23 protein-coding genes are annotated in these 22,137 nt (G+C 59.0%); 15 read left to right on the forward strand and 8 right to left on the reverse strand.

The features are described from left to right. Positions 1-220 precede the first annotated feature (220 nt). Complete coding sequence (gene yoeI, locus KB890_RS27845; RefSeq protein WP_096335043.1) at positions 221-283, forward strand: membrane protein YoeI; 63 nt, start codon at positions 221-223, stop codon at positions 281-283. Then, entirely contained in the window at positions 273-1,631 is a 1,359-nt protein-coding gene (gene plaP / locus KB890_RS23065) for a putrescine/proton symporter PlaP (RefSeq protein ID WP_004148994.1), read from the forward strand. The genes yoeI and plaP overlap by 11 nt, the downstream gene beginning before the upstream one ends. Before the next feature lie 181 nt (positions 1,632-1,812). Here plaP and KB890_RS23070 read toward each other — a convergent pair whose 3' ends face one another. Beyond that, positions 1,813-2,124 (reverse strand): ArsR/SmtB family transcription factor, encoded by a 312-nt coding sequence (locus tag KB890_RS23070; RefSeq protein ID WP_002912109.1) that lies wholly within the window; start codon positions 2,122-2,124, stop codon positions 1,813-1,815. A gap of 239 nt (positions 2,125-2,363) precedes the next feature. On the opposite strand from KB890_RS23070, the gene fusA reads away from it, so the two are divergent. Continuing rightward, positions 2,364-4,466 carry an elongation factor G gene (gene fusA, locus KB890_RS23075; protein WP_004180492.1) on the forward strand — a complete coding sequence of 701 codons (2,103 nt, stop codon included), beginning with the start codon at positions 2,364-2,366 and terminating at the stop codon, positions 4,464-4,466. A gap of 223 nt (positions 4,467-4,689) precedes the next feature. Here fusA and sbcB read toward each other — a convergent pair whose 3' ends face one another. Then, positions 4,690-6,114 (reverse strand): exodeoxyribonuclease I, encoded by a 1,425-nt coding sequence (sbcB, locus tag KB890_RS23080; protein ID WP_014343294.1) that lies wholly within the window; start codon positions 6,112-6,114, stop codon positions 4,690-4,692. Positions 6,115-6,294: 180 nt separating this feature from the next. Here sbcB and dacD point away from each other — a divergent pair, with 180 nt between their 5' ends. From dacD to cobT, 6 genes are all read left to right on the forward strand, one after another. Beyond that, positions 6,295-7,458, forward strand: coding sequence for a serine-type D-Ala-D-Ala carboxypeptidase DacD (gene dacD, locus KB890_RS23085; RefSeq protein ID WP_031280898.1), 1,164 nt, complete (start codon positions 6,295-6,297; stop codon positions 7,456-7,458). A 176-nt stretch (positions 7,459-7,634) separates the two neighbouring features. Continuing rightward, entirely contained in the window at positions 7,635-8,108 is a 474-nt protein-coding gene (gene sbmC / locus KB890_RS23090; protein WP_004144123.1) for a DNA gyrase inhibitor SbmC, read from the forward strand. A 98-nt stretch (positions 8,109-8,206) separates the two neighbouring features. Further along, the gene (locus KB890_RS23095) at positions 8,207-9,265 is read left to right on the forward strand and encodes an FUSC family protein (protein WP_002911885.1); all 1,059 of its coding nucleotides are present in this window, start codon (positions 8,207-8,209) and stop codon (positions 9,263-9,265) included. Positions 9,266-9,432: 167 nt separating this feature from the next. Next, positions 9,433-9,756: a DUF496 family protein gene (locus KB890_RS23100; protein ID WP_022631342.1), complete on the forward strand. Its 324-nt coding sequence runs from the start codon at positions 9,433-9,435 to the stop codon at positions 9,754-9,756. A gap of 314 nt (positions 9,757-10,070) precedes the next feature. Then, positions 10,071-10,811, forward strand: coding sequence for an adenosylcobinamide-GDP ribazoletransferase (cobS, locus tag KB890_RS23105; protein ID WP_004180482.1), 741 nt, complete (start codon positions 10,071-10,073; stop codon positions 10,809-10,811). Between the two features lie 27 nt (positions 10,812-10,838). After that, positions 10,839-11,906, forward strand: a complete 1,068-nt coding sequence (cobT, locus tag KB890_RS23110; RefSeq protein WP_022631343.1) for a nicotinate-nucleotide--dimethylbenzimidazole phosphoribosyltransferase — start codon at positions 10,839-10,841, stop codon at positions 11,904-11,906. Between the two features lie 42 nt (positions 11,907-11,948). On the opposite strand, the gene KB890_RS23115 is transcribed toward cobT, so the two are convergent. Further along, on the reverse strand, positions 11,949-13,058 hold the full coding sequence (locus tag KB890_RS23115) for an adenosylhomocysteinase (protein WP_004180479.1): 1,110 nt from the start codon (positions 13,056-13,058) through the stop codon (positions 11,949-11,951). Between the two features lie 198 nt (positions 13,059-13,256). Between KB890_RS23115 and KB890_RS23120 the strand changes: the two genes are divergently transcribed. Further along, complete coding sequence (locus KB890_RS23120; RefSeq protein ID WP_002911879.1) at positions 13,257-13,988, forward strand: HPP family protein; 732 nt, start codon at positions 13,257-13,259, stop codon at positions 13,986-13,988. A gap of 21 nt (positions 13,989-14,009) precedes the next feature. Here the strand turns inward: KB890_RS23120 and KB890_RS23125 are convergent, their stop codons facing one another. After that, positions 14,010-14,399, reverse strand: coding sequence for a tautomerase family protein (locus KB890_RS23125; protein WP_004175282.1), 390 nt, complete (start codon positions 14,397-14,399; stop codon positions 14,010-14,012). Between the two features lie 115 nt (positions 14,400-14,514). Here KB890_RS23125 and KB890_RS23130 point away from each other — a divergent pair, with 115 nt between their 5' ends. Next, positions 14,515-15,471 carry a LysR family transcriptional regulator gene (locus tag KB890_RS23130; protein WP_022631345.1) on the forward strand — a complete coding sequence of 319 codons (957 nt, stop codon included), beginning with the start codon at positions 14,515-14,517 and terminating at the stop codon, positions 15,469-15,471. Here the strand turns inward: KB890_RS23130 and KB890_RS23135 are convergent. After that, on the reverse strand, positions 15,431-16,171 hold the full coding sequence (locus KB890_RS23135) for a lipoate--protein ligase family protein (RefSeq protein ID WP_022631346.1): 741 nt from the start codon (positions 16,169-16,171) through the stop codon (positions 15,431-15,433). The two genes, KB890_RS23130 and KB890_RS23135, sit on opposite strands and share 41 nt — an antisense overlap. 46 nt (positions 16,172-16,217) lie before the next feature. Beyond that, entirely contained in the window at positions 16,218-17,537 is a 1,320-nt protein-coding gene (gene shiA, locus KB890_RS23140) for a shikimate transporter (RefSeq protein ID WP_022631347.1), read from the reverse strand. Between the two features lie 307 nt (positions 17,538-17,844). Between shiA and KB890_RS23145 the strand changes: the two genes are divergently transcribed. Then, positions 17,845-18,342, forward strand: a complete 498-nt coding sequence (locus tag KB890_RS23145) for a putative pterin-binding protein (protein ID WP_016831857.1) — start codon at positions 17,845-17,847, stop codon at positions 18,340-18,342. 10 nt (positions 18,343-18,352) lie between these two features. Then, positions 18,353-20,263, forward strand: a complete 1,911-nt coding sequence (locus KB890_RS23150) for a putative bifunctional diguanylate cyclase/phosphodiesterase (protein WP_016831855.1) — start codon at positions 18,353-18,355, stop codon at positions 20,261-20,263. Here KB890_RS23150 and KB890_RS23155 read toward each other — a convergent pair. Continuing rightward, complete coding sequence (locus tag KB890_RS23155) at positions 20,260-20,388, reverse strand: hypothetical protein (protein WP_004144110.1); 129 nt, start codon at positions 20,386-20,388, stop codon at positions 20,260-20,262. The genes KB890_RS23150 and KB890_RS23155 overlap by 4 nt on opposite strands. A gap of 97 nt (positions 20,389-20,485) precedes the next feature. On the opposite strand from KB890_RS23155, the gene KB890_RS23160 reads away from it, so the two are divergent. Next, complete coding sequence (locus KB890_RS23160; RefSeq protein WP_002911866.1) at positions 20,486-20,818, forward strand: TehB family protein; 333 nt, start codon at positions 20,486-20,488, stop codon at positions 20,816-20,818. Positions 20,819-20,824: 6 nt separating this feature from the next. After that, positions 20,825-21,160 (forward strand): DUF1869 domain-containing protein, encoded by a 336-nt coding sequence (locus tag KB890_RS23165; protein ID WP_002911862.1) that lies wholly within the window; start codon positions 20,825-20,827, stop codon positions 21,158-21,160. Positions 21,161-21,165: 5 nt separating this feature from the next. Here the strand turns inward: KB890_RS23165 and KB890_RS23170 are convergent, their stop codons facing one another. After that, complete coding sequence (locus KB890_RS23170) at positions 21,166-22,080, reverse strand: LysR substrate-binding domain-containing protein (protein ID WP_022631348.1); 915 nt, start codon at positions 22,078-22,080, stop codon at positions 21,166-21,168. Positions 22,081-22,137: the final 57 nt, after the last annotated feature.

A 22,137-nucleotide genomic window follows, 5' to 3' on the forward strand; every position in this document is an offset into this window, starting at 1 on the left:
ATTATGCTTACGCAATGAACTTCATAACATCTTGTCAACGCCGTTGAATTTGTTGCAAAATATGCGGCCTGAAAACCAGAGACTAGCCGACGCTTTTTTTTAAAGTGTCGGTTATTTTTTTGGTCGAAAGACACATCATTCAATACCAAGAGGCCGGGCTTCGTACCGGATAGATATTTACTAAAAACCGACAGTCGTTGTCGCTGAGGAATAGAAAGAAATGGGGCAATTTTTTGCTTACGCGCTGGCGTTCACCGTAAAAGGGGATAACTATGTCGCATAACGCTACTCCAAATACCTCTCGCGTGGAATTACGTAAAACGCTTACGTTAGTTCCGGTTGTAATGATGGGCCTGGCCTATATGCAGCCGATGACGCTGTTCGATACGTTTGGTATCGTCTCTGGTATGACCGACGGTCACGTGCCGACGGCCTACGCCTTTGCGTTAATCGCTATCCTGTTTACTGCCCTGAGCTATGGCAAGCTGGTACGTCGTTACCCTTCTGCCGGCTCGGCGTATACCTATGCGCAGAAATCCATCAGCCCGACCGTTGGCTTTATGGTGGGTTGGTCCTCGCTGCTCGACTACCTGTTCGCGCCGATGATCAACATTCTGCTGGCGAAAATCTATTTTGAAGCGCTGGTGCCTTCGATTCCGTCGTGGGTGTTTGTTATCGCGCTGGTCGCCTTTATGACCGCCTTTAACCTGCGCAGCATTAAATCCGTGGCCAACTTCAACACCGTGATCGTGGTGCTGCAGGTGGTGTTGATTGCCGTTATCCTCGGCATGGTGATTTATGGCGTGTTTGAAGGCGAGGGCGCCGGTACGCTGGCCAGCAGCCGTCCGTTCTGGTCCGGTGACGCGCACGTGATCCCGATGATTACCGGGGCGACGATCCTGTGCTTCTCGTTTACCGGTTTCGACGGCATCAGCAACCTGTCTGAAGAGACCAAAGATGCAGAGCGCGTCATTCCGCGCGCGATCTTCCTGACCGCGCTGATCGGTGGCCTGATCTTCATCTTTGCCACCTACTTCCTGCAGCTGTACTTCCCGGATATCTCGCGCTTTAAAGATCCGGATGCGTCACAGCCGGAAATTATGCTCTACGTGGCAGGTAAAGCCTTCCAGGTTGGCGCGCTGATCTTCTCCACCATCACCGTACTGGCGTCCGGTATGGCGGCGCACGCTGGCGTGGCGCGTCTGATGTACGTGATGGGCCGCGACGGCGTGTTCCCGAAAAGCTTCTTCGGCTACGTGCACCCGACCTGGCGCACTCCGGCGATGAACATCATCCTGGTCGGCGCGATTGCGCTGCTGGCGATTAACTTCGACCTGGTGATGGCGACGGCGCTGATTAACTTTGGTGCGCTGGTGGCGTTTACCTTCGTTAACCTGTCGGTGATTTCCCAGTTCTGGATCCGTGAGAAGCGCAACAAGACGCTGAAAGACCACTTCCAGTATCTGTTCCTGCCGATGTGCGGCGCCCTGACAGTTGGCGCGCTGTGGGTCAACCTGGAAGAGAGCTCGATGATTCTGGGCCTGATCTGGGCCGGTATCGGTCTGGTCTACCTGGCCTGCGTGACCAAAAGCTTCCGCAACCCGGTGCCGCAGTACGAAGATGTGGCCTAAGGCATAGCGTGATGTAAATAAGAAAAGCCGGAGGGTAACCTCCGGCTTTTTTTTGTCTGCGCCGGTTCGACATCGAGGCCTGATTTTTTTGCAGGGCGGCGCTTGCCGGGCCTGGGGGACATAAGCTGACGGGAGGCCGCCGTAGGCCGGGTCAGGCGCAGCCGCCACCCGGCAGAAGAGCTTATCCTGCCTGCACCATAACTTTCAGCAGCGTATCCAGCAGGCCGGGAAAACGGGCGTCCAGATCTTCCCGGCGCAGCGAAATCATGTTCTCCCGTCCCTGAGGCCGTTGCCAGATCACACCGCTGTCGCGCAGGACGCGCCAGTGGTGGGTCATGGTGGACTTGGCCACCTCCTCCTGGCGCAGGGCGTTGCAGCTCAGTTCGCTGCCGTCGGCCAGCGTACGAATGATCTCCAGTCGCAGTGGGTTACCGAGCGCGGAAAGGACATTTTCCAGGCGAATTTGTTCTCGTTCGGGGTGATTGGCGATCATAATAATCCTGTGTCGGCGGTGGCGCGGCGCATGGCAGCCGCAGCCCATATCGGCGGCTGGCGGCTACTATACCCAAACTCCGGTTCAGATACCACGCGCGCCGCCGCAACCTGCCCAATCGTAATGATAGCAAAAATAGTTCGAATATACTCGTACAGTTGTACTAAGATAGACGCAGTTAAATGAACTGCGGATCATTTCGACCGCAGACTGACCGTCAAAACGACTAAGGACGCATCATGCCCCGACCCATCCCTCTCGAACGTTATCGCAACATCGGTATCTCCGCGCATATCGATGCCGGTAAAACCACCACCACCGAGCGCATCCTGTTTTATACCGGGATGAGCCATAAGCTGGGTGAAGTACACGATGGCGCGGCAACCACCGACTGGATGGCCCAGGAGCAAGAGCGCGGGATCACCATTACCTCGGCGGCGGTAAGCTGCTTCTGGCCGGGGATGGACCGCAGCTTCGAGCCGCACCGGATCAATATCATCGACACCCCGGGGCACGTGGATTTCACCATTGAGGTGGAACGTTCCATGCGCGTGCTCGACGGCGCGGTGATGGTGTATGACTCCGTCGGTGGGGTGCAGCCCCAGTCGGAGACCGTCTGGCGCCAGGCGAATAAATACCACGTTCCGCGGCTGGCCTTCGTCAACAAGATGGACCGCCCCGGCGCGGACTTCTTCCGCGTGGTGCAGATGATGATCGACCGTCTGAAGGCTAACCCGGTGCCAATTGTGATCCCCATTGGCGCAGAAGAGCATTTCACCGGCGTCGTCGATCTGGTGAAAATGCGCGCCATCCTGTGGGATGACGCCACCCAGGGCATGACCTTCAGCTATGGGCCTGTCCCTGACGATCTGCTGGCGACGGCACAGCAGTGGCGGGAGAAAATGGTCTCGGCGGCGGCGGAAGCCAGCGATGAGCTGATGGATAAATACCTGGAAACCGGCGAGCTGGACGAGGCGGAGATCGTTGCCGGTCTGCGCCAGCGCACGGTGAAGGGGGAAATCCAGGCGGTGCTTTGCGGGAGCGCCTTTAAAAACAAAGGCGTGCAGCGCATGCTCGATGCGGTGGTGGAGCTGATGCCATCGCCGCTGGATATTCCGGCGATACAGGGCGTCGATGAGCAAGGCCAGCCGGCGGAACGCCATCCGAGCGACGATGAGCCGCTGTCGGCGCTGGCGTTCAAACTGATGACCGACCCCTACGTCGGCCAGCTGACCTTTATCCGCGTCTACTCCGGGACGCTGAAGAAAGGCGATGCGGTGTGGAACCCGGTGAAGGGTAAGAAAGAGCGCATCGGGCGTATCGTGCTGATGCAGGCCAACGACCGTCACGAAGTTGACGAACTGCACGCCGGGGATATCGCGGCCTGCGTCGGTCTGAAGGATGTGACCACCGGTGATACGCTGTGTGATCCGGATGCGATCATTACCCTCGAACGGATGGAGTTTCCGGAGCCGGTGATTTCGCTGGCGATTGAGCCGAAGACCAAAGCGGACCAGGAGAAAATGGGCATCGCGCTGCAGCGGCTGGCGGCGGAAGATCCGTCGTTCCGTCTGCATACCGATGAAGAGTCCGGCCAGACGATTATCTCCGGCATGGGTGAGCTGCATCTGGAGATCATTGTCGACCGGATGAAGCGCGAGTTTGGCGTCGAGGCCAACATTGGCCGTCCGCAGGTCACCTACCGCGAAACCCTGCGCAAGAAAGTGACGGACGTGGAAGGCAAATTTGTGCGCCAGTCCGGCGGCAAAGGGCAGTATGGCCACGTCGTGCTGACCCTGGAGCCGCTGGAGCCGGGCAGCGGTTTCGTCTTCGAGGACGCCACCAAAGGCGGCGTGGTGCCGCGCGAGTACATCCCTTCCGTGGAGAAAGGGCTGCGCGAAGCGATGGGCACCGGCGTGCTGGCGGGTTATCCGGTGGTTGACGTGAAAGCGACCCTGACCTTCGGGTCGTACCACGACGTGGACTCCTCGGAGATGGCGTTCCGCATGGCGGCGATCTTCGGCTTCCGGGAGGGCGCACGCAAAGCGGACCCGGTGATCCTTGAGCCGGTGATGCACGTCGAGGTGGAGACGCCGGAAGAGTACGCCGGGAATATTATGGGCGATCTCTCTTCCCGTCGCGGGATGGTGCAGGGGATGGAAGAGCGCTTCGGCAGCCAGATCATCCGCGCCGACGTGCCGCTGGCGGAGATGTTTGGTTATTCCACCACGCTGCGCTCGATGTCGCAGGGACGGGCAACCTACAGCATGGAGTTCCACCATTACGCGGAAGCGCCGCGTAATGTGGCGGATGAAATCATCGCCAGCCGCGCGAAAAGCTAAGCAACGTTCCCGGGTGCGACGCGAGGCGTCTTACCCGGGCTACTCTGGTACCAGCGCCCAGGCCCGGTAAGGCGAAGCCGCCACCGGGCAAAAAGGTAAGCACGAACTGGGGACGCAATGCCCGGCGGCGCTGCGCTTGCGCGGGCCTACGGTCAGGCGTCCTCCCCGGTCATCGTTTGTAGTCCGGGTAAGGCGTTAGCCGCAACCCGGGAATTTCAGCCAATCAGACAATATCCTGTGCGTACTGCCACAGCGCCTTCAGCTGCGCCAGCTTCTCTTTATCATCCGCATACTGCTGATACAGCATCTGCAGCTCATCGGCATAGGCCTGCAAAAAAGCCGGCGTAAACACCTGACGACGGTGCTCTAACCAGCGCTGCTGCTCATGTTCATCGAGCGTGCCGGGGAAGTTGCGCGCCCGGTAGTTAAACAGCAGGCGTTCGATACGCTGGTCGGCGAAGGTGATATCCAGCGCCGGCAGATTGCGCGGTTCGGTTTCCAGCACGATTTTCATCGCCGCGCGGTCGGCATCGCTAAAGAACCCATTGTACAGCTGGGCGTCGACGTTTTCGGACGGCACGAAGGGTTCGGCTTCGGCATAGACCGCCACTACCTTCTCGCGCACCTGCGGATTCGCCCGCAGCAGCTGGGCGTTCTCCAGGCAGCGCTGAATGGAGATCCCCAGCCGGTCGGCATCCTGCGGGCGCAGGGTATTGGCCTGGGCCAGTACCGGACATTTATTTAAATGCACCAGCTTAATCGGCGCCGCCGGCAGATCGCCAAGCTCGGCGCGCGGGGTGTAAAGCCGCTCGCGCAGGGCATCGGCATCCAGTTCCAGCAGCGGCGCCATATCGCCCGCCAGATCGACCATAATCACCGCATTGCGGTTTTCCGGATGCCAGGCCAGGGGCGCCACCAGGCTGGTGTTGCCGCGCGCGGCGCCAAACATGCCGGAGACATGCACCAGGGGCTTCATCTGCGGCACGTCGATAAGCGTCGCCAGCTTGCGCTTATTGCGGTGGCTGTAGAGATAATCAAACAGCCGCGGCTGCCGGGTTTTCACCAGTTTCGCCATGGCGATGGTGGCGTATACGTCGGCCATCGCGTCATGGGCGTTCTGGTGTTCAATACCGTTGGCGACGGTCAGATGTTCAAGCCGGAAGCTCGGCAACCCTTCGTCATTCTCTGGCCAGGCGATCCCTTCCGGGCGCAGGGCATAGCAGGCGCGCATCACGTCGAGCAGATCCCAGCGCGAGTTATCGTGCTGCCAGCTCCAGGCATAAGGGTCATAGAAGTTGCGATAGAAGATATTCCGCGTCACTTCGTCATCAAAGCGCACGTTGTTATAGCCGACGATACAGGTTTGCGGCACCGTGAACAGATCGTGGATGCGGCGGGCAAACGCGGCCTCATTATCCCCTTTGGCCAGCGCTTCCTGCGGGGTGATCCCGGTGATCATCACCGCCTGCGGCTGCGGCAGGTAATCGTCAGCGGGTTTGCAGTAAAACACTTCGGGCTCGCCGAGCACATTCAGCTCCGCGTCGGTGCGGATGGCGGCGAACTGCGCCGGCCGGTCGAGGGAAGGGCTGGTGCCGAAGGTTTCATAATCGTGGAATAAAAATCCGGGCTGGTTGACGCTATCTTGCATAGTCTGTTCATTATCCGTGGTGGCGTGCGACCGGTATGGTAAACGATTTGCCCGGTCATCAGAAGGGTCGCGGCAAGCAACTTCCTCCGCTGTGTCATATTTTCTTGCAATTAAACCCTGATATGAAACGCGAAGTTCCGTAAAAAGGACGGCGGATCTGTAAATCTAGAGGATATGCCGTTGAAAGGCCGTTTGTTTATTGCTGTATCTTTGCTCGCTTCGAGCGTTTCCTGCGCATTTGCCGTCGACTTACCTGCTACGGTCGCGCCGCCTTCCATTCAGGCTGGCTCCTGGGTGCTGATGGATTACACCACCGGTCAGGTCCTGACCGCGGGTAACGAACATCAGCAGCGTAATCCTGCCAGTCTGACCAAACTGATGACCGGCTACGTGGTCGACCGCGCCATCGACAGCCATCGTATCACCTTTGACGATATCGTCACCGTGGGTAAAGACGCCTGGGCGAAGGGCAACCCGGTGTTCGACGGGTCATCGCTGATGTTCTTAAAGCCAGGGGATCGCGTCAGCGTCCGCGACCTCAGCCGCGGGCTGATTGTCGACTCCGGTAACGACGCCTGCGTCGCGCTGGCCGACTATGTCGCCGGCGGCCAGCCGCAGTTTGTCGCCCTGATGAATCAGTATGTCGAAAAACTGCACCTGCGGGACACCCATTTCGAAACCGTCCACGGCCTCGACGCTCCGGGCCAGCACAGTTCGGCCTATGACCTCGCGGTGCTCTCGCGGGCGATTATTCATGGCGAACCAGACGTCTACCACATGTACAGCCAGAAAAGCCTGACGTGGAACGGGATCACCCAGCAAAACCGTAACGGTCTGCTGTGGGATAATACGATGAACGTCGATGGCCTGAAAACCGGCCACACCTCGGGGGCCGGGTTCAACCTGATCGCCTCGGCGGTGGATGGCCAGCGCCGGCTGATCGCCGTGGTGATGGGGGCGGACAGTCCGAAAGGCCGCGAGCAGCAGGCCGCTAAACTGCTGCACTGGGGGCAGCAGAACTTTGATACCGTGCAGGTGCTGCAGAAGGGGCAGAAGGTCGGCACCGAGCGTATCTGGTACGGCGATAAAGAGCAGATTAAGCTCGGCACCGATCAGGATTTCTGGTTAGCCCTGCCGAAGGCGGAAGTGTCGCGCATTAAAGCGAAATATGTGCTGGATAAGAAGGATCTTGAGGCGCCGATCGCCGCCAATCAGCGGGTTGGCGAGATTTCACTGTATGACGGCGACAAGGTGGTGGGGCACTATCCGCTGGTCACCCTCGAAAGCATCAATAAAGGCGGAGTGTTCTCGCGAATGAGCGATTACCTGCATCACGAGCTGTAACCACGCCAACCGCCTCTTTGCAGGCGGTTTTTTTTCGTCTGTCGTTCGTGCTGGCGGGGCGCCGGTTTTTACAGCAGTGTGGTGGCGACTCTGTGAATTCGCGCACATACTGAGGGGGGATCTCCTGTTAAATTAACTGTATATTCATACAGTAATTTATCTCCAAAGGAGGCAAGATGAACTACAGCATCACCACCCTCGGCAAGAAAACCATCGCCGGTTTCCATCTGGTCGGGCCCTGGGATCACACGGTCAAGCAGGGGTTTGAGCAACTGATGATGTGGGTTGAGAACCACCAGGTGCCCGCCCGCGAATGGGTGGCCGTCTACTACGATAACCCGGAGGAAGTGCCGGCGGAAAAACTGCGCTGCGCGACAGCGGTCGCCGTGGATGAGGATTATGTCATTCCCGCCAACAGCGAAGGGGTGATCCTGGCGGCGATTGCCGGCGGGGATTACGCCTGCGCCCGCGCGCGGGTGGTGGATTACGACTTCGCCACTCCGTGGATGCAGTTTTTCGACAGCCTGCAGCAGAGCACGGCGTATCGCATCGCCCCCCAGCCCTGCTTTGAGGTCTATCTTAACGACGGCAACCACGACGGCTACTGGGATATCGACATGTATGTTCCCGTTGAGCGCGTCGCGTCGTAGCGGTTTACCCCTGTTCCGGACAAGGTTTTTTACATTCCCGGCATGCTCCGGGCGAAAAAGCAGTTACAATTGGCCTTTTCGTTTTGCCGGAGAGGGTTGTGCGCGCTGATAAATCACTCAAGCCATTTGAGATCCGCTTGTATCGCCATTATCGGGTGGTGCATGGTGTGCGGATTGCGCTGGCCTTTGTGCTCACCTTTTTGCTGGTGCGGCTGCTGAACGTGCCTGAGGGAACCTGGCCTCTCATCACTCTGGTGGTGGTGATGGGGCCGATCTCCTTCTGGGGTAACGTCGTGCCGCGGGCGTTTCAGCGTATCGGCGGCACGATCCTCGGTTCGGCGCTGGGGCTGGTGGCGCTGAAGCTTGAGCTCATCTCTCTGCCGCTGATGGTCCTCTGGTGCGCGGCGGCGATGTTCCTCTGCGGCTGGCTGGCGCTGGGCAAGAAACCCTATCAGGCGCTGCTGATCGGCATCACTCTGTCGGTGGTGGTCGGGGCGCCGCCCGGCGATATGCATACCGCGCTGTGGCGAAGCGGCGACGTGATCTTCGGCTCGCTGCTGGCGATGCTGTTTACCGGCATCTGGCCGCAGCGGGCGTTCATCCACTGGCGCATCCAGATGGCCAGCTATGTCACCAACTTTAACCGCCTCTACCAGGCCGGCTTCTCGCCAAATCTGGTGGATCGACCGCGGCTGGAAAAGCATCTCCAGCAGGCGCTGAACGACGTGGTTAAAATGCGCGGGCTGATCACCCCCGCCAGCAAAGAGACGCACATCCAGAAGGCGATCTTCGAGGCTATCCAGACCGTCAGCCGCAACCTCGTCTGCATGCTGGAGCTGCAGATCAACGCCTGGTGGGCAACGCGTCCGGGTCACTTCGTGATGCTCAATGCGCACACCCTGCGGGAGACGCAGCAGATGACCCAGCAGACGCTGTTGTCCATCGCCCACGCGCTGTACGAAGGGAACCCTCAGCCTGTGCGCGCCAACAATGAAAAGCTGACTGAGATCGTCCTCGAACTGCGCCAGCTGCTGAAAGAGCAGGGTGATGACGGCCTGGCGGAAACCCCGGTCCATGGCTATGTTTGGCTCTCAATCGAACTGGCGCGCCAGCTGGAGCTGCTCTCGCATCTGATCTGCCGCGCGTTGCGCAAATAAACACCAGATGCACCGGGTAACCACATGGGTTGTTTCGATTCAGCAGCGTTTAGGGTTATGATAAACGCAAAGGAAAAAACATTGTCATCAGCGGCTGCTAGCAGTTATGTTAGCCCTATAACGCAGTCGCTTTACGAATCCGAATCTCAATTATTAGGGGTGTAAAAATGGAAACAACTAAGCCTTCTTTCCAGGACGTACTGGAGTTTGTTCGTCTGTACCGTCGTAAGAACAAACTGCAGCGTGAAATTCAGGACGTTGAGAAAAAGATCCGTGATAACCAGAAGCGCGTTCTGCTGCTGGACAACCTCAGCGACTACATCAAACCGGGCATGAGCGTGGAAGCCATCCAGGGCATCATCGCCAGCATGAAGAGCGATTACGAAGATCGCGTTGATGATTACATCATCAAAAATGCCGAGCTGTCCAAAGAGCGCCGCGACATCTCGAAAAAACTGAAAGTGATGGGCGAAGCCAAAGTCGAAAGCTAAACCCTGCCGGTCCGGCGGCGGTCAGCGTCGCCGGGCTGTTCCGCGTTTCCCTCTCTTCCCTGCTTTTTTCTGCGAAAACTTTGTTCCGGCAACTGCCTCTCCTCACCGACACTTTGCTATACTGGCCCGCGAAAAACGTATTGATATCGGAAAGGTTTCTCTCATCCTGGCCGGGCATCTGACGCAGCGGCGTCAGGGCGATATCTCAACACCTCTCACCTCTCCGACGATCGATTCGCCAGAAGACAAACTCAGGTGCTGACCGGGCGCGACAGAACTCTTCCGCTGCTTTCGCCGACAGGAGTCAACCTCACGTGATTAAGTCATTCTTTGCTGCACTCTCGTTTATCAGCCGCCTGCCGGTCCCGGCGCGGTTATCTCAGGGCCTGGAGATCGAACAGTACCAGCGCAGTATCGTCACCTTTCCGCTGGTCGGTTTACTGCTTGGCGCCATCGCCGGCGCGGTGGCGCTCCTCCTGCAGCCGTGGTGCGGCGTCCCGCTGGCGGCGCTGTTCGGCGTGCTGGCGCTGGCGCTGCTCACCGGCGGATTCCATCTTGACGGGCTGGCTGATACCTGCGACGGCATTTTCTCCGCCCGCACCCGCGATCGGATGCTGGAGATCATGCGCGACAGCCGGCTGGGCACCCACGGCGGGCTGGCGCTGATCTTCGTGCTGGTGGCGAAAGTGCTGGTGGTTGGCGAGCTGCTGCTGCGTGATATCCACCCCATCGCAGCCCTGGCGGCGGCCTGCGCCGTCGGTCGCGGGATGGCGGTGCTGCTGATGTATCGTCATCGCTATGCGCGGGAAAAGGGGCTAGGCAATCTGTTTATCGGCAAAATTAGCCTGCAGCAGACGCTGGTGACGATGGCGATGGCGATCGCGCTGGCCACCGCCCTGCTGGGGCTGCAGGGGCTGCGCGCCGCGCTGATCACCCTGGTGCTGATCTGGGGTCTGGGATGGGCGCTGAAGCGAACCCTCGGCGGGCAGACCGGAGATACCCTCGGGGCGGCGATTGAGCTGGGCGAATTACTCTTTTTACTGGCGCTGCTGTAAGGCCTGACGCCAACGGTGAGGAACAGAATGGAAACACTTTCGGCGTTACTGGCTGCCATTCCGCAGCCCGATGTGGCGGCCATGGCGCGCGCTCAGCAGCATATTGATGGCCTGTTAAAGCCGCCCGGCAGCCTTGGCCGTCTGGAGTCGCTGGCGGTGCAGCTGGCCGGTCTGCCTGGCTTGCAGGGGCAGCTGGCGCTGGCGGAGAAAGCGATCGTTGTCATGTGCGCCGACCATGGCGTCTGGCATGAAGGCGTGACCCCTTCGCCGCAGGGGGTGACGGCCATTCATGCCGGCAATATGGTGCGGGGCAACACCGGCGTCTGCGTGCTGGCGGCGCAGGCCGGGGCCAGGGTGCAGGTAGTGGATGTCGGCATCGATGCCGACCCGCTGCCGGGCCTGATTAACCTCAAAGTGGCCCGCGGTAGCGGGAATATCGCCCGGACGGCGGCGATGAGCCGCCAGCAGGCGGAGACGGTGCTGCTGGCCAGCATGCAGCTCACCCGCCAGCTCGCTGCCGACGGGGTGAAAGCCTTCGGCGTCGGCGAATTGGGAATGGCCAATACCACCCCGGCCGCAGCGACGATCAGTGTCCTGACGGGCAGCGACCCTGACGCGGTGGTGGGCTGTGGGGCCAATCTGCCGCTGGCACAGCGGGGCCATAAGGTGGCGGTGGTGCGCCAGGCGATAGCCCATAATCAGCCTAACCCGGCGGACGGGCTGGATGTCCTGGCGAAGGTGGGGGGTTACGATCTGGTGGGCATGACCGGGGTGATCCTCGGGGCGGCCTCCTGTGGCCTGCCGGTGGTGCTGGATGGCTTCCTCTCCTATGCCTCTGCCCTGGCCGCCTGCCGCATGGCCCCGTCGGCGCACCCTTATCTTATTCCTTCACACCTGTCGGCGGAGAAAGGAGCGCAGATCGCCCTCGACGCGCTGGGTCTGCGGCCGTATCTCGATATGGACATGCGCCTGGGAGAGGGCAGCGGCGCCGCGCTGGCGATGCACCTGTTGGATGCCGCCAGCGTGATGTACAACCAGATGGGAACGCTGGCGCAGAGCAATATTGTGTTGCCCGATAGCGCGCCGTCATCCTGATGGTAAAGCGCATCGTCCCGCGATGGGGGCGATGCGCCAGGTTTACAGGGCCTGCTGCCAGACCGCCTGGGGCAGGAGATAAACCTTCGCCGGGGCGCGCATGCCCTCGGTGACAATATGGCGGATGCCGCTGGCCATCACCGCGAGGGTGACGTCAAAGGCGTTCAGGCTGTCGCCGAAGCCCGCGGTCAGATTGAGCATCGAACCATTGGCCAGCAGATAGACGGTTTTGTCGGCCATGCGGTAGGCGTTGATATACGGCATCACCTCTTCCTGGGGGTACTGGCGCAGGTAATCGCCGTCGATCTCTTCCGCCACGTGGCCGACGTTAAGGATAAATACTCCCGCTTTCGCCCGGTCCAGCGCCTGGCGATTAACCACGTTTTTACCGCCTGTCGCCGTGGCCACCACGTCCGCCGAGGCGATAGCCTCCTGGAGGTCCACCACGTGCCAGCCGTCGTAGGCCGCCTGCAGACGGCGGGCAGGATCGATCTCCGCCACCATCACCTGACCGCCAAAAGCTTTTGCCGCCGCCGCGACGCCCTGGCCGACCAGGCCGTAGCCGATCACCAGCACTTTTTTCTCATGCAGGGTGAGGTGAGTGGTCTGGAAGAAGGTGTGCCAGGCGGTGAGACCGACCATATGGCGGTTGTGCAGCCCCTCTTTGACCGGCAGATCGTCCCAGTTAAAGATCGGATAGCCTGGCTGAATATCCCCCAGCCGATTGACGCCCGAGCCGGTGGCTTCCAGACCCGCCACGATGTTCCCAAACTCGCCGCGCTGGTGGAGCAGGGTGGTGATATCGGCGCCCATCTCGCACAGGTGAGTGGGCTGCCAGGCAATCGCTTTTTCCCATGACTGTTGCCAGTCGGCATCGCTCATATTGCGCCACGCGCAGGCCTCGGCGCCGCGCTCCACCAGCCAGGCCACCACGTCGTCCTGCACGGTGGTGGGGTTACAGGTGGTTAAAAAGACCTGAGCGCCCTTGTCGAGGATCCCCTGCACCAGCGGGATCATTTTCATGTCGAGGTGCATACAGCAGGCCAGACGCACGCCGCTGAGGTCGGGCAGCGCGGCGACCTGACGCAGGGTACGCGGCATATTCTGGCTGGCCCATGCCACTTCTTTCGCTAAAGAGATTTTATTATTCACTGGGTTATGACCTTCAATTCGCAAAAGGGGTATCCCCCTGACCGAAAAGGGATTCTATCAGCCCCCGCGAGAATTCACAGCACAATGCCGTCGGACATCGCCGCCCGCGCTATCCCCTGCGAAAGACAGGGTTGTTAATTTAAGGTTAAAAAAAGAAAATAAAATATAAGTAATTCCTATGATTTGAGCGATGAAGCGATGTTGAGTGTTATTCCTGCGGGGATATTTTCACGGCTGCGGATTTTCCTTGGCCGCCTGAAGCCGCACGCGCTGCCGGTGGCCCGCCGGCATATCGTGCTGGGATCCATTGGCGCCGGCACCGGACTGGCGGTGACCAGCATGTTCAGCCACTGGCTGCTCGGCGAAGTCAATCTGTGGTTTATTGCCCCGATGGGGGCCTCGGCGGTACTCCTGTTTGGCGTACCGAGCAGCCCGCTGGCGCAGCCGTGGTCGATTGTCGGCGGCAACGTGCTGTCGGCGCTGATCGGCGTCACGGTGGGTATGCTGGTCCCCGATGCGGCGCTGGCCTGCGGTCTGGCGGCGGCTCTGGCCATCGCCGGGATGTATTTTCTGCGCTGTCTGCATCCCCCCGGCGGCGCGGTGGCCCTGACGGCGATCCTCGGCGGCGCCGGGGTGCACAGCGAAGGCTATCACTTTGTGCTGACCCCGGTGCTCCTCAACTCGCTGATGCTGGCGCTGCTGGCTATTGTGTTTAATAACCTGGTTGGCCGCCGTTATCCGCATCCGCTGGCGGCGGAGGAGGTCAAATCCAGGGCGGTGCCGCTGGGTATTTCGGTCACCCGGGAAGATATTCACGCCGCGCTGCTGGAAGGCCAGTTCCTCGACATTGATGAAGACGATGTCCAGGAGTTGCTGGAGAATATCGAGCAGCAGGCGCGGCAGCGTATCGCGACGGCAGCCCGCCGCTAAGGGCGTACTGCGGGCTGCGGGTTACAGATCGCCGGTAAGATACTGCGCGACCCCGCGGCCAAAGCTCCAGTCGCCTTTCTGGTTACTGATAATCGACACCATCAGATCATCGCCGCTCAGGCCGCAGTGTTCCGCCAGCTCCTCCTGCAAAATGGCGAAGAAGCGCTGCTTCTGCGCCTCGCTGCGCGGGCTGGTATAGACCCGCACCACCACCAGATCCCGCGTGCGGGTCAATCCGAGGCCGGTATCTTCAATCACCATATGGTGGGCTTTGTTTTCATGAACAATCTGGTAACGGTCGCGTTCTGGTACCTCGAAGGCGCGCAGCACGGCGCGATGGGCGGCATCCAGCAGGGTTTTGACCTCCTGTTCCGTACGGCCTTCAATCAGGTCAAATGTCAGTAATGGCATGCAGGTGCTCCTTATCGTTAGGGAATAATGATGGGCTCAACAAGATGCTAGCCGATGCCGCCGCCGGCAAAAACCGCTATAGTTGAATACATTGTTTTTACTGGTGAACAATCACATGAGCGAGAGTCGTCCGGAGAGTTACTGGCCCCATCTGTACTGGCTGACGGTGCTGGAAGAACAAAAAAGCTATACCCGGGCCGCGGAAAAGCTGGGGATCAGCAAGTCGGCTATCAGCCAGAAAATCAGCGAGCTGGAGCGGGTGACCGGTAAAACCCTCGTCCATCGCACCACCCGCAGCGTGAGCCTCAGCGACGACGGACTGCGGCTGGTGGCGGAGCTCAACGAGCCGTTTGGTCAGCTGCGGGATATATTCACCGGCGCCTGCGATGAGGGCGGGCCGCTGCGGGGAACGCTGCGCCTGACCGCGCCGGTGGCCTTTTCCCGCCAGCAGCTGGTCCCGGCAATCGCGCCGTTTTTGCATCAGCATCCCCAGCTGCATCTGCAGCTTGAGGTCACCGACCGGCTGGTCTCTCTGGCCAGCGAAGGGTTCGATCTCGCCATCCGCCACTGTCGACGCGAGGCGCTCCCCGATACCCACGTCGCCTGGTCGCTGTGTCACACCGCGACGCTTACCGTCGCGTCCGCCGACTATATTCGCCGCCATGGCCGCCCGGAGACCCCCGAAGATCTGCGCCACCACCAGTGCCTGACCTATCCCCGTGGGCCACAGCGCCCGCAGTGGACGTTCGCCTCCCGTCAGTCGCCCGATGCTCGGGTGACCATCAACGTGCAGGGGCCATTCGCCACCAATAACAGCGAGTCGCTACGTGATGCGGTGCTGGCGGGGCTTGGGGTGGCGCTGTTGCCGGATTTCAGCGCCCGGGAGGCCATTGGCCGTGGGCTGGTGCAGGAGCTGCTGCCGGCGTGGCAGCCGGTGGAGGTGTTTGCCGATCGGCTGTACGTCATCCGGCCCTATACCCCGCGCGTGTCGCGCGCGGTGGAAACCTTCAGCCGCTACCTGAAAGCGACCTTCAGCGAGACGCGTCCAGCTCCTGCGCCAGCGCCTCGCTAAAGCGGGGCAGCAGATGGCGCTCGCCGGGAAGCAGCTGCGCGAGAGTAACGGTCTTGTCAGCGCAATAGACCCGCTCGCTGCCGAGCTGCGCTTCGAAGGCGTTCGCCGCCTGATGCGCCGCGCTCAGATCGGCGTCAACAAGGATCACCGCATGGGCCAGCACCACGTGGCCGCCGCCAGCCGCCAGCGGCCGCCAGTACTGGGCGGTACCGACAATCTTGCGCGCCTCCGCGCCTTCTCCGCAGGCAAGATTATACCGTCCATCGCAAAAGGAACCGCTCACCGCCCGGGGGTGGCTGGCAACGCCGAAGCGCGCGAGGGTACGCTGCAGCACAGCGCACAGCGAATGATAGATCGGTTCGGCGGCTTCGCCGAGCGGCTGCTGCACCGGCCAGGCGAGGCTAAGGTTTATAATGCCCGGCCCCTGGGGCACCAGACCGCCGCCGGAGCGGCGAAGCCATACCGGCCAGCCGCGCGCGGCAAAATGCGCGCTGATCGCCGGCAGATCCGTAAACTGACGATAGCTCCCCGGCACCACCAATCCCTGCGGCGCCTGCCAGAGCTGGGCGACGGCCTCGCCGGCGCTGGCTTTGGCAAACAGCGGCTGTTCGGCCTGGGTGGGATCCTCGCAAAACTGCAGCGCCAGCGAGGAGGGGGAAAAACGGCGAGGCCAGCAGTCGGCCAGGGTTAACTGAGACATGCATTCTCCTTACCGGAGGGCGCGGGTTACGCCCTCCGCTGGTGGGTCAGTCGACGGGGTGCTTTTTCATCAGCAGCGCGGTGAGCGCTGACAGCAGGCATCCTGCGGTCAGATAGAGGGCCACGCTGTGCCACGATCCGCCGGAGAAGGTGACCAGCGCCGCGGCAATAAACGGGGTAAAGCCGCCGCCGACCACACTCGCCACCTGGTAGCCGACGCCGGCGCCGCTATAGCGATAGCTGGCGCCGAACAGCTCGGTAAACATCGGCTGCTGGACGCAGACCACCATATCATGGGCGATATTGGCCAGCATCTGGGCGAAGAACAGGATCCAGAAAACGGACTGACTCTCCAGCGCCATAAAAAACGGGAAACCGCTCAAAGTGCCGATCAGCGCCCCGGTGATATAGATCCGCCGACGGCCAAAGCGGTCTGCCAGCCAGGCGAAACAGGGGATAGTCAGGCAGCTAAGACCGCCCACCAGCAGGCCAATGTTGAGAAACAGCTCGCGCGGCAGGCCGAGGTTTTGCGTGGAGTAGTTGAGGGCGAAGGCGGTGACGATATACATCGTCAGCAGTTCACACAGGCGCAGGGCGATAATCAGTAAAAACGCTCCCGGATGGCGAAGCAGCGCTTCCACTACCGGTAGCCGCTTTTTCATCTGCGGCGCGTTGTCCTGGCTCTGCTGCGCTTCAAACTCCTGCGATTCCGCCATGCCGTTACGGATCCACAGCGCAATAAGGACCAACACCACGCTGAACAGGAACGGTAAGCGCCAGCCCCAGCTGAGGAACTGCTGGTCGCTGGTCAGGCTGCTAATCAGCGATACCAGCCCGGTAGAGAGCAGGAGGCCGACGCCGTAGCCCACCTGCACCCCGCTGCTGTAAAAGGCTTTTTTCCCCTGTGGGGCATTCTCCACCGAGAGCAGCGCCGCGCCGCCCCATTCGCCGCCGACGGCGAATCCCTGAACCGCTCGCAGGAACACCAGCAGCACCGGCGCCCACCAGCCGATCTGGTTGAACGAGGGGAGCAGGCCGATGCAGGCAGTGGCGATACCCATCATCCAGACGGTCATCATCAGCATCCGTTTCCGCCCGAGGCGATCGCCGAAGTGGCCAAAAATAATTCCGCCGAGCGGGCGAAAAAGAAACCCAACGCCGAAGGTGGCAAAGGCGGCAAGCGTTCCCATCGCCGGGCCGATTTGCGGGAAAAATTCGCGGTTGAACACCAGCGCGGCGGTAATGCCATAGAGAAGAAAATCGTACCAGTCGACCACCGCGCCGGCAAAACTACCCCAGGCCGCCCGCCGGGCCCGATGTAGTGAATCTGGCGCCTCGCCGGGCTGCACGCTTATTGTTGAATCCATACCCTGTCCTGTCAGTCACGTACTTCATTGTTATTGGAATGAGACGCTTTTACCGTTGCGTCTGCTCTGAGACTACCGCGCAGCGGCCGTGGAGGAAAGTAGTTTGCCTGCTAAGCGGGGGAGATGGCGCAAAAAAGAATCGATGGGAAAGGCGGTCGAAATCACACCCTGGACTTAACATTCAGGCAATTTGCCATCCAGCTTATACTTTTAATTAAATCAACGGATAACAAAGATGGACACCTTTTAAGAATCGACGTAAATGGTTTACACTTAACGTGTCTCCCTCTCTGGAATGGTGAGTAAAATGCGTCTACTTCTTGCAGTTTTATTTTGTTCTGTCATGTTGCCTTCTGCTTATGCTGAAAAACTGCCTGCGCCGACAGGAAAACCTGTACTGACCATTTCCGGAAAAATCGGAAATATGAATGTCGGCGACAAGGCCGTTTTTGATCTCGCAATGCTGGAAAAACTGGGGATGAAGACGATAGAAACCACCACCCCCTGGTACACCGGCAAGGTTCGTTTTGACGGCATTCCCCTTAATAAACTCATGGATTTAGTCGGCGCGAAAGGCACATCGGCCCGCGTGCTGGCGCTGAACGACTACACCACCATTATCCCGATTGATGATTTTTATAAATTCCCGGTCATTATGGCGTTAAAAATGAACGGTCAATATATGCGCATTCGTGATAAAGGTCCGTTATTTATTGTCTACCCTTACGACAGCAGTGCTGAATTACAGAACCAGATCTATTATTCCCGATCGGCCTGGCAAGTTTCAAAGATGATTATAGAATAAGGGTTGGATCTTGAATCGAATACTCACGGCTATTATTTTGTCGTTATTTGTTGTCACCGGATATATTACTTATCTGGTGCATGAGCGACAAAGTGAGTTGCAAAAATTTACCCGCTATACGGACTCGTGGTCAATGTCGCAAATGGTGTCGGAATATATGCGGCTGGAGTCTCGTCTGGCGGGAATGGCGATTGGGGCCGAAGGGGCGGACCACGATGAGGTGCGCCTGCGTCTTGAGATCATGATGAGCCAGATCGAGCTTCTGCAGGAGGGCGATCTGGGTAAATTTATCAATAAAAGCGAGCAGCGGAAGACGGTGGTTGCGACGCTGATTCGTAATCTTCATCTGCTCGATAAACAAGTTGATACCATGACGCCGGAGCAGGTCAGACAGATCCTGCCGGTGTTAAGCGAGCTGGATGGTCCGCTGACCTCAATAGCCGCTGCCACCCTGACGCAAGATATCAATATCGTTAATATCACCCATGATAAAATCCAGCATCTCTATTATATCTACTCGGTGATCTCCATTCTGCTGATCGCCATGTGTATAACTCTCGGTCTGCTGATGCTCCGACAGAATAATAATCTGCGTCGCGCCCATGTTCGTATGAAAACGCTGGCCAACGATCTGCAGGCCTCGAAAGAGAAGCTGCAGGTGCAGAACCGCCGACTGCAGTACGATGCCTACCATGATTCGCTGACCGGTATGCCCAACCGTCTCTCTTTCTGGCAGCGGCTGCAGGAGATCGTCAACCAGGTGCGTCCGTATAAGGGATGCGCCGTGGTGATGCTTTTCGACCTCGACAGCTTTAAGGATGTGAACGATACCCTTGGCCATGATGCTGGCGATAAGCTGCTGCAGGATCTGGCCAGTCGCCTCTCTTTTTTCCGCAAAACCTCCGAGACGCTGTATCGCCTTGGCGGTGATGAGTTTGCGATGCTCTCCTACGATCTCACTGAGGAGATGGCCCTTGAGCGGGCCAATGTTATCCGGGAGAAGATCAGCCAGCCCTATCAGATCTACGATGCGCAGATTAATATCGACGCCTGCATTGGGATCGTGATCTCTGACGGTGAAAGTCGTACCGATTATCTGTACAAGTGCGCCGACCTCGCGCTGTATGAGGCGAAAAAAGAGGGTAGCGGCCATGTGCAAATCTTCCGGCCGGGGATGCTGCAGCGCCTGCAGGAGAACAAATCGTTTGAAGACGATCTGCTGCAGGCCCTGGCCCATGACGAATTCAAAGTCTACTATCAGCCGATCGCCGATACCGTCACGCGCGAAATCTACGGCTATGAAGCTCTGGTTCGCTGGTTCCATCCGGTGCGTGGCGCCGTGCCGCCGACGGTGTTTATTCCGGTGGCAGAGAAAATCGGTCTTATTAATGCCCTTGGCGAATGGGTGCTGAAAACCGCCTGTGCCGAAGCGGCCAGCTGGGCGACGCCGCTGAAGGTCTCGGTCAACGTTTCACCAATTCAGTTGATGAATACATCGCTGACCGACACCATTATCGAGGTGCTGCATCAGACCGGCCTCGATCCGCGACGTCTTGATCTGGAGATCACCGAGTCGGACGTATTCAATGAGAACACCCGTTCGCTGGAAATTCTCAGCCAGCTGCGCGAGCTGGGCATTCAGATCTCCATCGATGACTTTGGTACCGGCTATTCTTCCCTGTCCCGTTTAAGCTACTTCCCGTTCGATAAAATTAAAATCGACCGCTCGTTTGTCATCAATATTCCGGAACAAAAAGACGATCTGGATATCGTCCGCCTGATTATCAGCATGGGAAAGAGCCTGCATATGCGCATTGTGGCGGAAGGTGTAGAGACCGAAGAGCAGTTGGCTTCGCTGCAGGCGCTGGGCTGTGACCTGGTTCAGGGATATTTAATCGGCAAACCGAGTCCGCTGCGCTAACAAATTTTTAACGCGTTTATTTTTATTCTCCCGGGCGATTTCAGGATCCTGAAATCGCCTTTTTTATTTTCTCTTAGCGCTAATCCCTGCGAGGTATAAAAAGGAGTAGGCGTAAAATTCCACAACAAAATAATATCCTTAACGTTTAAAAGGGGTATATGATATGCATCATATAGGCTATTTCTGAACGTTGCGTTTGAGACGGTAAAGTGAGGCACAATCATGCAGCGAATCATTATTCCCACCCATTACGTTCACACCCGCAGCACGCCGCTGTGGACCAAAGAGACCGCCCCGGCCTCTATCTGGCGCCGCCATCTGGATGCCGGCACCCGGCAGGGCGTCTACCCTCGTCTCTCGGTGATGCAGGGGGCGATCCGCTATCTCGGCTATGCCGATGAAACCAGCCCCGAGCCCGTTGAAACCCTGACTATTGAAGCCGGCCAGTTTGGCGTCTTTCCGCCGGAGAAGTGGCACTGTATTGAGGCCCTCTCAGAGGACACGGTTTTTAATGTCGACTTTTATGTTGATCCAAAAATTCTCATCGAGGGATAACAAGAGATGACCAGTGAAAATAAAGGTTATACCTTAGCGCTAGAGAATGGCCGACTTCACCAGAAGCAGGAAAAAATATTTCTTAAACCAATGGTGTTGTATATTCCACAGCAGGCGGTGGAGGCCGTTAATGACCTGCTGAGCAAGTTGCCGGACGACAGGGAAGAGGGGGAGTTTCTGTTGACGGTCACCAATAATAATAACGGCGTCTCGGTTGATAAAACCTTTTCCTCGCTGGCGGCGCTGCGCGACCCACTCACCGCGGCTGATGCGGTGAAGGATCTGATCAATATCGTTCGCGGCTACGAGTCCGATGAAGAGACCAACGTCTGCGGCTGGTAAGCCCGCTATCCCGCAGTCGGATGGCCGCCGTCGCCCGACGCCATCTGGCTGAGCAGCCACTCCCGCAGAGCGATAATATCCGCCCGCTGCGCTACCGCTTCGGTAGTGACCAGGTAGTAGCGGGCGCCAGGCAATGCGTTGCTGAACGGTGCGGACAATACGCCGCGCTGCAGCAGATCCCGCGCCAGCAGTTCGCTGGCGATCACCACTCCCTGACCGGCCACCGCCGCCTGCAGGGCATGGGTCTCATCGCTAAAGGTTAACCCCGCATCAATATTCAGCGTCGGCGGTCCATAGCGCCGACGCCAGTTCTCCCAGCTAGGCGAATCAGCTGGCACGCGCCGGTTGGCAACGTGAAACAGCGTCACCCGCTGCAGATCTTCAGGCCGGCTGAGGCCCAGAGTCGGGCTGGCGACCACGATAAAGCGATCCTCATACAGCAGCGTGCAGTACAGGTCCGGCTCCGGCTTTTCACGATAGCGAATCGCGGCGTCTACCGTGCCCAGATGCAGATCCACTCGTTCGACGCTGGTGTGTAGCCGCAGGTCGATAGCCGGAAAGCGGGCGGTGAAATCCGCCAGCCGCGGCACCAGCCAGTGGGTGAGAAAATTGGAGGTGGTGGTGACGGTTAAGGATGGCGGCTGACGGGCATGAGCGATCTGGACGACGGCCTGTTCCAGGGCGCTAAAGGCGCGTTGGGTGGCCGCATAAAGGATCTCCCCATCAGCGGTCAGACTGACGCCCTGCGCGCTGCGTTCGCAGACCCGGCACTCCAGCACCGACTCCAGCAGTTTAATCTGATGGCTGACCGCCGTCGCGCTGACGCCGAGCGCCTCGGCGGCCTGTTTAAAACTGCGGTGGCGGGCGACGGCATGAAAAGCGCGTAGCGCCCCCAGCGGCGGCAGACGGGGTGGTCTCATGGCTGAGTTTTTCTCATCTATGGCTGAAAACTATGCGTTTGTGTAAGGCGATATTGT

This window comes from Klebsiella sp. P1954 (genome assembly GCF_018199955.1).
Classification (GTDB): Bacteria; Pseudomonadota; Gammaproteobacteria; order Enterobacterales; family Enterobacteriaceae; genus Klebsiella; species Klebsiella pneumoniae.